The 12,575-nt window shown below is 71.0% G+C and carries 12 protein-coding genes; 6 read left to right on the top strand and 6 right to left on the bottom strand.

Features of this window, described 5'->3' with window-relative positions; genetic code table 11:
* Window positions 1–425: 425 nt before the first annotated feature.
* The 4 genes from ACIBVP_RS36195 (at window position 426) to ACIBVP_RS36180 (ending at window position 4,356) form a co-directional block, all read left to right on the top strand.
* Window positions 426–1,289: an arpA protein gene (locus tag ACIBVP_RS36195; RefSeq protein ID WP_396110978.1), complete on the top strand. Its 864-nt coding sequence runs from the start codon at window positions 426–428 to the stop codon at window positions 1,287–1,289.
* A gap of 13 nt (window positions 1,290–1,302) precedes the next feature.
* The gene (locus tag ACIBVP_RS36190; RefSeq protein ID WP_396110977.1) at window positions 1,303–2,088 is read left to right on the top strand and encodes a class I SAM-dependent methyltransferase; all 786 of its coding nucleotides are present in this window, start codon (window positions 1,303–1,305) and stop codon (window positions 2,086–2,088) included.
* A 9-nt stretch (window positions 2,089–2,097) separates the two neighbouring features.
* Window positions 2,098–3,870 (top strand): choline/carnitine O-acyltransferase, encoded by a 1,773-nt coding sequence (locus tag ACIBVP_RS36185; RefSeq protein WP_396110976.1) that lies wholly within the window; start codon window positions 2,098–2,100, stop codon window positions 3,868–3,870.
* Window positions 3,871–3,969: 99 nt separating this feature from the next.
* On the top strand, window positions 3,970–4,356 hold the full coding sequence (locus ACIBVP_RS36180; protein WP_396110975.1) for a hypothetical protein: 387 nt from the start codon (window positions 3,970–3,972) through the stop codon (window positions 4,354–4,356).
* Here ACIBVP_RS36180 and ACIBVP_RS36175 read toward each other — a convergent pair.
* Window positions 4,328–5,644: an MFS transporter gene (locus ACIBVP_RS36175; RefSeq protein WP_396110974.1), complete on the bottom strand. Its 1,317-nt coding sequence runs from the start codon at window positions 5,642–5,644 to the stop codon at window positions 4,328–4,330. The genes ACIBVP_RS36180 and ACIBVP_RS36175 overlap by 29 nt on opposite strands.
* Before the next feature lie 99 nt (window positions 5,645–5,743).
* On the opposite strand from ACIBVP_RS36175, the gene ACIBVP_RS36170 reads away from it, so the two are divergent.
* Window positions 5,744–6,829: a DUF5937 family protein gene (locus ACIBVP_RS36170; protein WP_396110973.1), complete on the top strand. Its 1,086-nt coding sequence runs from the start codon at window positions 5,744–5,746 to the stop codon at window positions 6,827–6,829.
* A 24-nt stretch (window positions 6,830–6,853) separates the two neighbouring features.
* Here ACIBVP_RS36170 and ACIBVP_RS36165 read toward each other — a convergent pair whose 3' ends face one another.
* From ACIBVP_RS36165 to ACIBVP_RS36145, 5 genes are all read right to left on the bottom strand, one after another.
* Window positions 6,854–7,810, bottom strand: coding sequence for a glycine betaine ABC transporter substrate-binding protein (locus tag ACIBVP_RS36165; RefSeq protein ID WP_396110972.1), 957 nt, complete (start codon window positions 7,808–7,810; stop codon window positions 6,854–6,856).
* A 23-nt stretch (window positions 7,811–7,833) separates the two neighbouring features.
* A complete protein-coding gene (locus ACIBVP_RS36160; protein ID WP_396110971.1) occupies window positions 7,834–8,592 on the bottom strand; it encodes an ABC transporter permease in 759 nt (252 codons plus the stop codon).
* Window positions 8,589–9,602: an ABC transporter ATP-binding protein gene (locus tag ACIBVP_RS36155; RefSeq protein ID WP_396110970.1), complete on the bottom strand. Its 1,014-nt coding sequence runs from the start codon at window positions 9,600–9,602 to the stop codon at window positions 8,589–8,591. The genes ACIBVP_RS36160 and ACIBVP_RS36155 overlap by 4 nt, the downstream gene beginning before the upstream one ends.
* Window positions 9,595–10,242 carry an ABC transporter permease gene (locus ACIBVP_RS36150; protein WP_396110969.1) on the bottom strand — a complete coding sequence of 216 codons (648 nt, stop codon included), beginning with the start codon at window positions 10,240–10,242 and terminating at the stop codon, window positions 9,595–9,597. The genes ACIBVP_RS36155 and ACIBVP_RS36150 overlap by 8 nt, the downstream gene beginning before the upstream one ends.
* Before the next feature lie 107 nt (window positions 10,243–10,349).
* Complete coding sequence (locus ACIBVP_RS36145; protein WP_396110968.1) at window positions 10,350–11,297, bottom strand: alpha/beta hydrolase; 948 nt, start codon at window positions 11,295–11,297, stop codon at window positions 10,350–10,352.
* Between the two features lie 224 nt (window positions 11,298–11,521).
* Between ACIBVP_RS36145 and ACIBVP_RS36140 the strand changes: the two genes are divergently transcribed.
* Window positions 11,522–12,568 carry a zinc-binding dehydrogenase gene (locus ACIBVP_RS36140; RefSeq protein ID WP_396110967.1) on the top strand — a complete coding sequence of 349 codons (1,047 nt, stop codon included), beginning with the start codon at window positions 11,522–11,524 and terminating at the stop codon, window positions 12,566–12,568.
* Window positions 12,569–12,575: the final 7 nt, after the last annotated feature.

Below are 12,575 nucleotides of genomic sequence, written 5' to 3'. Positions count from 1 at the left end.
AATTGATGTGACATACATCACGTTGACTGTTTTCCTATCACATCTACGCTCAGGTAGAAGCTTTCGCAAATGGCGCCGATCAGCGAGTTGTGCGGACAACACGCCGATCGGCCTATTTCTGCGTACGTCACAAACAGGACGCATCTCGCCGTTCCATGCCGCCGCGAATCGACCCGGTTTCGACCGCTTTTCGAGTATGCGAACTTGAGCGTTGAACAATTCGGAATGACTCTGAGTAGATGTCTTTCCACCCGATCAGCGGGTTGACACAATTGACGCGGAAATCCGTCCCCCTGAGCCCGGCGGAGCGTGAGGGCGGATTCGCGCCGGCTCCGGATGTCGTGCTGATGTGGGCCGTGTCACGAGCGGCGGCCGAACACGGTGTGCCACGATCCTTGTGGTGTCACCCGTCGGGAGGGAGCTCCATGAGCGTGTCGGAAACGGTGCCGGCAGGCCAGGTGGTGAACACCGACCGCTATCCCTTGTCCGAGCCGGACGGGCCGGGCTGGCGGGCCGTCGTCGACAGCACGCGTGCCGGGCTCTCAGATGTCGGTTGTTGCGTGCTTCCCGAGTTCATCAGACCCTCGCTGCTCACCGCGCTGCGGGAGGAATGCGCGCGGATAGCCCCGTTGGCGCACAGCGAGGTCGAACGTGTCAACGCGTACAACATCGCGCTCGACTCGCCGCTGCCGAACGGGCATCCGGCTCGCCGGGTCATGGAACGCGGGAACGCGTTCGTCGCTCGCGACCACATCCCGGTGGCCTCGGTCATCCAGCAGCTCTACGCCAGCCCGGTGTTCCAGCGCTTCGTCGCCGACTGCTTCGGGTTGGACGAGCTGCACGAGCTGGCCGATCCGTTGTCCGGCCTGACCCTCAACGTGATCGCGCCGGGCCGCGCCCACCCGTGGCACTTCGACACCAACGAGTTCACCGTCAGCATGCTGACCCAGCCCGCCGACGACGGTGGCGTGTTCGAGTACTGCCCGAACATCCGCTCCGCCGACGCGGAGAACTTCGCGGACGTCGAGGCCGTGCTCGCCGGCCGCGGCGACCACCTCGTCCGCGAGCTCGAACTGCGCCCCGGCGACCTGCAACTGTTCCGCGGCCGGTTCTCGCTGCACCGGGTCAGCACCGTGCGCGGCTCGGTGGCCCGGCACACGGCGATCTTCGCCTACAGCGAGCGGCCCGGCGTGATCGGCAGCGTGGAACGCACCAGGCAGCTCTTCGGCCGGGTGACCCCCGCGCACACACAGGGCCAGACCGTCCGAGGCGACCACCTGCTCGACTAGTGGGGAATGAGCCGTGCACTTCGACACGACCGGCAAGGTCTCCTTCGACCACGTCTACACCGAACCCGATCCCCGCCCCTACTTCTCCGCCCTGCGCGAGTTCGACTACCAGCTGCCGCAGCTGGCCAAGCCGTACTTCGCGGAGCTGATCGCGGGGTGCGACCAGCCGACCGTGCTGGACGTCGGCTGCTCGTACGGCGTCAACGCCGCGTTGTACCGGTGGGACACGACGATGGACGAGCTCTACGAGCACTACGCGAGCGCGCGGACGGCCGGCATGGACCGCGCCGAGCTGATCGCGGACGACCGTGCGCGGGTCGCGCGGGCCGGCGTCCGGTTCATCGGGCTGGACGTGTCGGCACCGGCGTTGGAGTACGCCCGCGCCGCCGGTTTCGTCGACGTGGCGATCCACGCGGACCTCGAACGACACGAGCCGACCGGATCGCAGCGCGCCCAGCTGGCCGAGGCGGACCTGGTGGTCTCGACCGGCTGCGTCGGCTACGTCACCGAACGGACCATCGCCCGCATCGCGAGCCTTCCCGGCGGGCGGCAGCCCGTGATGGCACACTTCGTGCTGCGCATGTTCTCCTACGAACCGATCGCGGAGAGCCTCGCGGGGCTCGGCTACGAGACGGTCGCCGTCGAGGGACTGTTCAAGCAGCGGCGGTTCGTCTCCGCGCAGGAGCAGGCACAGATCCTGGACGCGATCGGCGCCACCGGGGCACAGCCGCACGCACTGGAGACCGAGGGCTGGCTCTGCGCGCAGCTCTACCTTTCCCGGCCCGCCGAAACCCATTGAGACCCGAGGATGACCGTGACGATCAGCGACAACACCTTCGGCAACGAGGCGCACCTGCCCCGGGTGCCCGTCCCCGGCATCGCCGAGAGCTGCGAGCGATTCCTCGAGTGGTCGGCGCCGTTGCTCACGGACGCGCAACGCGCGGAGACCGAAGCGGCGGTGGCGGCGTTCCTGGCGGAGGACAGCCCGGCGCACACGCTGCAGGCGGAGCTGCTCCGGTACGACGAGCAGCCGGGGGTGCACAGCTGGCTGGACGACTTCTGGGCCTACCGCTACCTCGGGCGGCGCGACCGGATCGCGCTCAACGCCAACTTCTTCTTCCTGTTCCACGACTCCGGCGAGGAGCAGGTCGAGCGCGCCGCCGGGCTCGTCGCGGGCACCGTGGACTACAAGCTGCGGCTCGACGACGAACAGATCCCGCCCGCCACCCTGCGCGGGCAGCCGCTGTCCATGGCACAGCAACGGTTCCTGTTCTCCACCACCCGGATCCCCGGCGCCGTGCAGGACACCGTCCGCGCACCGTACAGCGCCGACGCGCCCGGCCCCTCGACGGCCCGGCACATCGTGGTGTTCCACCGCAGCACCGTGTTCCGGCTGGAGGTGCTCGCCGAGGACGGCCTGCCCTACGGGCGCGACGACATCGCCGACGCCCTGCGCGCGATCACGAAGTTCGACGCGGCGGTGACCGACCCGTCGACCGCCGTGGGCCACCTGACCACGATGGCGCGAGCGGAGTGGGCGACCACGCGGCAGGCCCTGCTCGACGCGGGCAACGCCGAGGCGTTGGAGGAGATCGAGACCGCGCTGTTCTGCCTGTGCCTCGACGAGCACACGCCCGCGAACACCGAGCAGGCCTGTGACCAGTTGCTCCACGGCAACAGCGGGAACCGGTGGTTCGACAAGTCGCTTTCCCTGGTCGTGTTCGCCGACGGCTCCGCGGGGATCAACCTCGAACACTGCGGCCTGGACGGGACGACGGTCCTCGCCTTCGTGGACACCCTGTTCGGCACGGCACCGGCCGCCCGGCCGACCGCGCACGGCCTCCCGGCCACCACGCCCATCGAGTTCACCCTCGACGACGCGCTGCGTGACACGGCCCGCGCCGCCGCCGAGTCGTTCGCCGCGTACGCCGCCGCCACGGCGACGGCCACGCTGACGTTCCCGGACTTCGGTGCGAACACCGCGAAACGGCTCGGCATGTCACCGGACGCGTTCGTGCAGATGGCCTACCAGCTCGCTCACCGGCGCGCCAAGGGGCTCACCGGCGCCACCTACGAGTCGATCGCCACCCGCCAGTTCCGGCACGGCCGCACCGAGGCGATGCGGGTCGTCACCCCCGAGGTGCTGCACTTCGTGTCCACAATGGACGACGAGTCCGCCGACCCCGCCGCCCGTCGCGACGCCTTCCGTGCCGCGGCCGGGAAACACGTCGCCCGTGCCAAGGAGTGCCAGGCAGGCGCGGCACCCGAGCAGCACCTGTGGGAGCTGTCGCGGCGCGCCGGTGACGCGGAGCCGCACGCCCTGTACCGCAGCCCCGGCTGGCTCGTCATGCGCGACGACTTCCTCAGCACCAGCTCGGCGCCGTCGACGAACGTCCGGTACTTCGGGTTCGGATCGACCAGCCCGCAGTGCGTCGGGGTGGCGTACGTGCTGCTGGCCGACACCCTGAACATCTACCTGAGCACACCGCGCCACGTGGCGGGCCAGATGCACACCTTCGCCGGGGAGCTGACCACCGCGATGCGCGAACTCCGAGAGCTGCTCGAGGTGGCACGGCCGTGATGATCGTCGAGCCCGGTACCCGCACCCCGGTCGCCGGAGCCATGCCGGTGCGGTGAACCGCCACCTGCTCGACAACCGCCGCCCGGAGGCGGGTGGCTGGTGCTCGACGACGGCGATCCCGCGCTGCAGCCACTCGCCTGCCCCGACGAACGCGGCCCCTCCGAGGAACTGGCGAACCGGCTCCGCGCCCAGACCCGGACGCTGATGGTCCGGCAGGGCGCGGACCTCGCCTTCGGCCGCACGCTGCCCCGGCTGCTGCGCGAGTCGGGCCTCGGCGACGTGCAGGCGGAGGCCTACTTCCCCGTCGCCGCCCCAACCTGCGCGGTCCTCGAGGCGGCGACGATCCGCCACGTCCGCGACCAGCTGCTGGCGTCGGAGCTGGCCACCCCCGAGGAGATCGAGACACACCTCGCCAACCTCGACCGCAGCGACCTGGACCTCATGCTCGCCCCTATGATCACCGCGTGGGGCCGCAAGCCGGCGTAGTCCCGGCGCCGGGACGGCCGGCCGTGCCCGAAGTGGCCGAGGTGATCGCCCCGCCCTGCGACCTGATCACCGCCTTCACCCCGTCGGCATACCGCGGCCCACCGTCCTTCTCGGCCGCGGTACCGGCGGCGGCGAGGAGGGTCACGGCGGCGAGGCTGCCCCAGAGCGCGGCCGGGCCGCGGGCAGCGAGCGCGGTGATGACCGCCGGGGAGATGGCCAGGCCGAAGCCCGTGGAGAGCTGGAAGCGGGCGAGCGCGCGGCCCAGGACGTGCGGCGGGGCGAGTGCGGTGACGAGCGCGGTGGCGCTCCCCGCGTAGATGATCTCGCCGAGCGTGCAGACCACGGACACCGCGGCGACGGCCGGGGCGGCCCAGCCGTGTCCCAGTGCGGTGGCCGCGAGGAAGCCGAGGTAGGACACGGCGAGTACCACCCCGCCGAGCGCCAGCACGGCCCGCCTGGAGAAGCGGGACAGCAGGACGGTGACCGGCACCTGCAGGGTGACCACCAGCACCGTGTTCGCCACGAAGATGGCCGCCGCCCACGCAGGCGATGCGTGCAGCTGGGTCACCAGGATCAGCGGGAGCGCGATTTCCGGGACGTTGAGGCAGAAGACGTAGATCACGTTGGCGGCCAGCAGCCCGCGCATCCGAGGCGCCGGCTGGTCGTCCCGGGCCTCGGCCGGGGTGCCGGTCGGCCGCGCGCGGACGTGGACCGACCACGCCAGGACCGCCGCGGCGAGATACGCGAGGCCGGTGACGGCCGCCAGCACCTGCAACGCGGTGGCGCCGCCCGCCAGGCACGCGGTGGCGAGGAGCGCACCCACCCCCATGCCCGCGTTGCGCAGGGCGCGGCCGCTCGCGAGCGCGGCGTCGCGTTCGCGGCCGTGCGCGACCGTGGCCACAAGAGCCGCGTGGGCGGCCGGCCAGGCCTGGTTGCCGACGCCGAGGAACAGCGCCGCCGTCGCGAACAGCCCTACGTGCCCCGTCGGCGCGGCCAGCAACAGCGCCACGCCGAGCACCCGCACCAGCATCGACGCCGCCACGGCCGTGCTGCGCGCACCCCGGTCCAGCCACCGGCCCACCGCGGGCACGCACACCAGGCCCGCGACGATCCCGGCCGTCATGGCGATGCCGGTGACCGACGCGGAGAGCCTCAGCACGGCCACCCCGTAGATCAGCAGGAAGGGCCGCAGCATGCCGGTGCCGAGCGCGTCCACGGCCAGGGCGACGGCGTAGCGGGGACCGCCGGACGCCCGGACGAGGGCGCGGAGCCGGATCTTGGTTGCCATGGCGTCAACGGTGCTGCGCGCCGTCCCGCTCGCCACGTCGATTGACGAACTCCGTCAACCGGCGCGGTCGCCGGCCGCCCGACCAGCGAGAATGGGATGATGACGTTGCGCATCGACATCAGCGGCCTGCCGTCCGGGCGACTACGGTTCGCCGCGTCGCCGCTGGCCGAACTGACCGCGATGCTGCACGTGCTGGCCGAACCGGGGCACCACCCGCAGCTCGCGGGCTGGGCCGCGGACGTCTGGGCCGGGCTGGCGCCCACACTGGCCGAGCGCCTCAAGGAGGCGGAGTTCCTCTGGCGTTCCTCACGAGCCGACTTCCTGGTCCCCGCCCGTCCCCGGCCGACCCTCGCCGAGGAACTCGACGACGTGGACCGCATCGACGACGAGGCCTACGTGACCGCCGCGCTCGTCACCACGTGCGGCAGCAACCGGGTCCACTACGGCATGCCGTCGCCGCTCACCGACGCGACGGCACGCGAGCGGGCGCTGGACCTCGCCCAGGCCCGCGGCGCGGTGCAGGAGGCCTTCGCGGAACGGCTGCTCGCCGACCCCTCTGCCGTGCGGGCGCGGGTGCGCGACACCCTCGAACAGTGCGCCGAGGCCTTCTTCGACGCCGCCTGGCGGGACGTCGCCCCGCAGCTCACCGCCGACCTGCGGATGAAGAACGACCTGCTGAAGCGCCAGGGCATCGGCGCGGCGCTCGCGTCGGTCTCCAGCGCCGTCACCCTGGCGCCGGACGGCAACCGCATCATCGTGGACAAGCTGCAGGACACCGCCACCGCCGCCGACGGCACCGGAGTCACCTTCCTCCCCAGCGCCTTCGGCCGCCCGCACCTGGTGGCGGTCTACGCGCCGGGGTGGCAGCCGGTGGTGCAGTACCCCGTCCCGGAGCCGAGCCTGCCGGCGCCGGTGTCGCTGGAGACGGTCAGGCTGCGGCTGGACGCACTCGCGCATCCGGTACGGCTGCGGCTGCTGCGCACCCTGGCCCGTGGCCCGCACACCACCGGCGAGCTGGCCCACGCCTGGGAACTCTCGCCGCCGGAGGTGTCCCGCCACCTCGCCGTGTTGCGCCGCGCGGGCCTGCTCACGTCCCAGCGACGCGGTCGGTACGTCCGGTACACCGTCAGCCTGCCCGACCTCACGACGCTGGGGTCCGACCTGCTGGCGGCCGTACTGCGCTGACGGCGAACGTCGCCGCCCGCCCGTTCAGCCGATGAACCCCTTCTCCCGCAGCCAGTCCGCGGCGACCTTTTCCGGGGCGGCGCCCTCGACGCTGACCTGCTCGTTCAACGCGAGCAGCGTCTTGTCGTCGAGCGCCTCGGCGATCGGGGTGAAGACGCCTTCGAGGTCGGGGTACTTGGTCGCGAGTTCGGTGCGGATGGTGATGGCCGGGTTGTAGACCGGGAAGAACGACTTGTCGTCCTTCAGCACGACCAGGTCCTGCGCGGGGATCCGGCCGTCGGTGGACGCGACCGAGCCGAAGTCGCAGGTCTTGCCCGAGCCGACCTCGGTGTAGACGACCGCGTCGTTGACCTCGTGCCGCTGCGCGTCGGGCAACGTGAAGCCGTACATCGCGGTCAGGCCGGGCATCCCGTCGTCACGGCTGTTGAACTCCGGGCCCATGCACGTCGACGCCGCCTCCGGGTTGGTTGTCGCCAGTGCCGCGTAGTCCGAGATCGTCTCGATGCCGTGTTGCTCGGCCGCCTCGCGGTTCGCGGCGATGGCGTAGGTGTCGTTGCCCGGCGAACGTGCCCACCACGTGATGTCGTTCTCGGCGTCGAGCGTCTTGACCCGGTCGAACAGCTGCTCGGGATCGGTCACCCGTTCGGTCTGCTTCAGGAAGGACACCCAGGCGGTGCCGGTGTACTCCCAGTACAGGTCGATCTGGCCGGTGACGAGCGACTGGCGCACGGCGTCCGTCCCGGTGATGTTCGTCTGGTCGACCGGATCGGCGCCGGCGGCCTGCAGGGCCAGCAGCGCGATCTGGCCGAGCACCAGCTGTTCGTCGAACTCCTTCGACCCGACCGTGATCGTGACTCCGTCGAGCGCGTCGATCTTCTCGATGGAACCGGCGCCCGCCTCGGCTCTGGTGGAGTCGTCCTCCAACGTGCAACCCGCGGCCAGCACGGCGAGGCCGACGACGACGGGGAAAAGGCGGCGCATGGGGGTTCCTCCTCGGTTGACGATCAGATTCCCTTGGGGCGCAACAACGTCTCGGCCAGGAGACCGAGCCAGTCGGCGAGCAGGGCGAGCGCGGCCACCAGCACCCCGAAGGTGACGCTGATGACCGGGCGGTTCAGGGAGAGGCCGGTGAACAGCCCGCCCCCGAGCCCGCCGCCGTCGATGAGTGCGGCCAGCGGCGCGCTCGCGACGGTCAGCACCAGGGCGGTTCGGACGCCGGCGAGGATGACCGGCACGGCGAGCGGCAGTTCGACCGTGAGCAGCACGGCGAACCGCGACAGCCCCATCCCGCGGGCCGCCTCGGTCAGCACCGGGTCGACGCCCTCGATGCCGACCATGGTGTTGCGCAGCACCGGCAGCACGGCGTAGGCGACCAGCGCGATCACGGCCGTGCCGACGCCGATGCTGATCACGAGCGCGAGCAGCACGATCAGCCCGACGGACGGGATGGCCTGGCCGAGGTTGCCGAGGCCGAGCACCGCCAACCGGCCCGTCCGGCTGCGCGAGAGCGTGACCGCGATCCCGAGCGGAATCGCGATGGCGATCGTGAGCGCGGTGCAGATCACCGTCAGCTCGACGTGCTCGAGCACCTGGAACCCGATCACGTCGCCGTTGACGTTCCGCGCCTCGATCGAGTCGAGCGGCTGGTTCGCCGCCCACCACCACAACACCAGCAGGCCGAGCACGATCAGCGCGGGTCGCGCCAGCAGACCCGCCCAGCGGGGCCGTACCGCCGGGCGCGTGCCGCTGACCGTCGCCGTCACGGGGCCCCGGCTTTGCCCGCGGCCATCACGGTCTGCAGGTGCAGCGAGCCGAGCACCTTCCCGTCGGCGCCGAAGTCGTCGGTGACCAGCACGACGTCGCTGCCCTCGCCGAGCATCAGGTCGAGTGCGTCGCGTGCCGTCGCGTCGACCACGATGCGCGGCAGCCCCTCGACGCGCGGTGCCGGGGCCAGTTCGACGTCGCGCAGCCGCAGCAGCGCGAGCTTCTTCAGCTGTCCCCCGGCGCCGATGAAGCTCGCGACGTAGTCGTCGGCGGGGGCGGCCAGGATCGCGTCCGGCGTGTCGTACTGGGCGATCACCGACCTCGGCCGGAGCACGGCGATCCGGTCCCCCATCTTGAGCGCCTCGTCGAAGTCGTGGGTGACGAACACGATGGTCTTGCGGACCTCGCGTTGCAGGCGCAGGAACTCGTTCTGCAGGTGGTCCCTGGTGATCGGGTCGGTGGCGCCGAACGGCTCGTCCATGAGCATCACCGGCGGATCCGCCGCGAGCGCCCTGGCGACGCCGACCCGCTGCTGCTGCCCGCCGGAGAGCTCACGCGGGTAGCGCCGCGCGTAGTCCGCGGGCAGGCCGACCAGTTCCAGCAGTTCGGCGACCCTGGCCCGGACCCGGGACCTGCTCCAGCCCAACCGCTTCGGCAGCAGACCGATGTTGTCCTCGATCCGCTTGTGCGGGAACAGGCCGATCTGCTGGATGACGTAGCCGATGTCGCGCCGGTGCTGGTCGGGGTCGAGCATGAGCACGTCGGTGCCGCCGACCGTGATCGTGCCCGAGGTCGGCTCGATCAACCGGTTGATCATCTTCATCGTCGTGGTCTTGCCGCAGCCCGACGGTCCCACGAGGACGACGATCTCCCCGGCGGGGATGACCATCGACACCGCCTCGACCGCGGGCTCCGCCTGACCGGGGAAGCGTTTCGTGACGTCGACGAGTTCGATGGTCTCGCCAGGGCGGCTCGACCGCGTTGGCCCTTCGCTCCGCGATTCAGGCACGTATCCCCCGGGAGGTCGTCAGCCTGGCGACACCGGCCAACGCCAGGTCGAACAGGAGGGCGAGCACGACGATGCCGAGCGTGCCGGTGAGGACCTGGTTGAGCGAGTTGGCGCCACCGAACCGGCCGAGCCCGTCGAAGATCTGGTTGCCCAGTCCGGGGCCCTGCACCCAGGCGCCGATGGCCGCGATGCCGATGATGATCTGCGTGGAGACCCGGACCCCGGCGAAGATCACCGGCCAGGCCAGCGGGAGCCGCAGGTCCCAGAGCACCCGGGTCCTGCTCAGGCCCATGCCGCGGCCCGCCTCCACGACGGCCGGGTCGACCTCCCGCAGGCCCACGATCGTGTTGCGGGTGATCGGCAGCAACGCGTAGACGACCAGCGCCACGAGCACGGGCAGCACGCCGAGCCCGAACGGGGCGATGAGCACACCGAGCAGCGCGACGGACGGAATGGTCAGGAAGACGCCGGTGGTCGTCGTGGCCAGGGCCGCGAGCGTCGAGTGCCGGTAGGTGAGCATGCCGAGCCCGACCCCGATGACCACCGCGATCGCGATCGCGCCCAGCGTCACGTCGAAGTGCAGGATCGTGTCGTTGACGATCGTGATCCAGTTCTCGCGCACGTACTCCGCGAAGGTCACCACCGCCTCCTCACGATCGGGCAGGTGATCGAACACTAGCAGTGACCCCGACCGAAGCCCGGTGCCCCGCGCCGGAGATGCGGTGCGGGGCACGTCGGCGGATCGGGCTACGCCTTGCGGAGGTGGGAGATGATGCCGTCGAGGTCCGCGCTGAACAGGTCGCGGCGAAGGAAGTGACCGCCGGGCGCCTCGTGCCACTCGTGCGGGATTCCCGCCTGGCCGAGAAGCCCGCGGAACTCCCGCTGTCCCGCGAGAACCTGTGTCTCGGTGACGAAGTCGACCATGTTGACCGGCTCGGGGCTCGTGCCCGCGACGAGGAAGACGCGCTTGTGGCGGTAGCTTTCGACGCGTTGCACGGGGTTGTCGGCGCTGACCCTGGCCTCGTCCCACAACGGCGCACCGTAGACGGTGCCACCACCGAGGTCGGCGGCCGCGGACGACACGTTGGCCCAGTGCACGACCAGGCCGGCGTCCCGGCGCAGACTGGCCGGACCGGAGTGCGAGCTGACCGAGGCGAAGTGGCCGTAGTACTTGGCCGTGTACTTGAGCGCACCGAAGCCGCCCATGGAGAACCCGGAGACCGCACGACCGTGGTACTCCGCGTAGGTCCGGAAGTTCGCGTCGATCCAGGGCACCAGCTGGGACATGTGGAAGGTCTCCCAGTTGCGGGCACCGACGTTCGACGTCACCGGGTTGCTGTACCAGCCGGCGTGGCCGCCGTCGGGCATCACGACGATGATCGGCTTTCCGGCGGTGAGGTCCCGGATGCCCCATCGGTCGTACCAGATGAAGTCCTGGTCGAGTCCGCCGCCGTGCAGCAGGTACAGCACCGGATAGCGGCGTCCGTCGTCGTGGTAGCCGTTCGGCAGCAGTACGTTGACGCCCGGGTTCCAGCCGACCGCGCTCGTGGCGAACCGGTAGTACCACATGCGGTGGTCACTCTCGTTGCGGTCCACGATGGTCAACCCGAACCCGTTGGTCGCCGCACTGGCGGTGGTCGCCGCCGCGATCGTCGCGCCGCCACCGAGCGCGGCCGCGGCGGTGAGCCCGCCCACGGCTTTCAGGACGCTTCGACGGGTAGGTCGTTGCTCGCTCAACTTTGATCTCCAGTCATTGCAGGAACGTGCCGGAGCGGTACTCACCCTCGTACTACGAACACTAATGTTCATAAAGGCGGGTGAACACCCGGCATCCGGCCGCCGCCGCTGGACCGATCAGTGCACACCGCACGCCTCGTGCACGATTGGACAGTGCGGACCCGGGCGAGCACTGTGGACACATGCGCGAAGAAGGAACCCCCGTCGTCACCGTCGCCGGACCGCGGGAACTCCGGCAGCGCACCGAGACGCTGACCGAGGCCGCGCCCGGCCGGGTGCTCGTCGACATCACGTTCACGGGTATCTGCGGCACCGACGTGCACGGCTACACCGACGGTCACATGCTGCCGCCCGCGGTGTTCGGCCACGAGTGGACCGGCACGGTCAGCGCGGTCGGCGAGGGCGTACCGGCGTTGCGGGCCGGGCAGCGTGTCGTGGGCGGCGTCGGCCCCGCCTGCGGCAGGTGCGCCCAGTGCGTCGCGGGCCATGCCCGCCAGTGCGACACGGTGTTCGCCGAGGCCAACGGAGTCGACGCGGACGCACCCGACCACGGCGCGTTCGCGGCACGCGTGCACGTCTCGGCCCGCCGCGTGATCCCGGTGCCCGACGAACTCTCCGACGTCGAGGCCGCGCTGGTCGAACCCGCCGCGGTGACCTTCCACGCGGTCCGCCGGGTCGCCGCGGAACTCGGCGCCATCGTCGTCGTCCAGGGAGCGGGCCCCATCGGGCTGCTCACCGCGCAGCACGCGCGCAACGCCGGCGCGGGACACATCGTCGTCTCCGAGCCCTCGGCGGCGCGTCGTGAACTCGCGACCCGGCTCGGGTTCGCGCACGTGGTCGCGCCTGATGCGCTCCAGCCCACCCTGGACGGGATCTCCGGCGGGGTCGGAGCCGACGTGGTCTACGAGTGCGCGGGCGTCGCGTCGCTCCTGCAGCCGACCGCCGAACTCGTGCGCCGGGGCGGGATCCTGGCGCTGCTCGGCTACCCGCTCCAGGAGTCCACCGTGAGCTACGGGGACTGGCAGAGCCGGGAGCTGACCGTCATCGGCTCGCTGGCCTACAACCACGAGGACTTCGTCGGCGCCATGCGTGCCATCGCCGGTGGCACGCTCGACGTCGCGGCCCTCCACACCGGCACGGTGGGTCTCACGTCGCTCCGCGACGTTCTCGAAGAGCTGGACTCCGGGCGCAGCGAGCACGCCAAGGTTCTGGTCAGCCCCGGCGACTGACCCGGTT

It is taken from the genome of Actinophytocola sp. NPDC049390 (genome assembly GCF_044466355.1).
GTDB lineage: Bacteria > Actinomycetota > Actinomycetes > Mycobacteriales > Pseudonocardiaceae > Actinophytocola.
Note: the sequence above shows the minus strand (reverse complement) of the source record. Positions and strands in the feature narration are given on the sequence as shown.

Coding starts and splice junctions, on each gene's coding strand:
- ACIBVP_RS36195 (WP_396110978.1), top strand. CDS start 426: ATGAGCGTGTCGGAAACGGTGCCGGCAGGCCAGGTGGTGAACACCGAC.
- ACIBVP_RS36185 (WP_396110976.1), top strand. CDS start 2,098: ATGACCGTGACGATCAGCGACAACACCTTCGGCAACGAGGCGCACCTG.
- ACIBVP_RS36175 (WP_396110974.1), bottom strand. CDS start 5,644: ATGGCAACCAAGATCCGGCTCCGCGCCCTCGTCCGGGCGTCCGGCGGT.
- ACIBVP_RS36170 (WP_396110973.1), top strand. CDS start 5,744: ATGACGTTGCGCATCGACATCAGCGGCCTGCCGTCCGGGCGACTACGG.
- ACIBVP_RS36165 (WP_396110972.1), bottom strand. CDS start 7,810: ATGCGCCGCCTTTTCCCCGTCGTCGTCGGCCTCGCCGTGCTGGCCGCG.
- ACIBVP_RS36140 (WP_396110967.1), top strand. CDS start 11,522: ATGCGCGAAGAAGGAACCCCCGTCGTCACCGTCGCCGGACCGCGGGAA.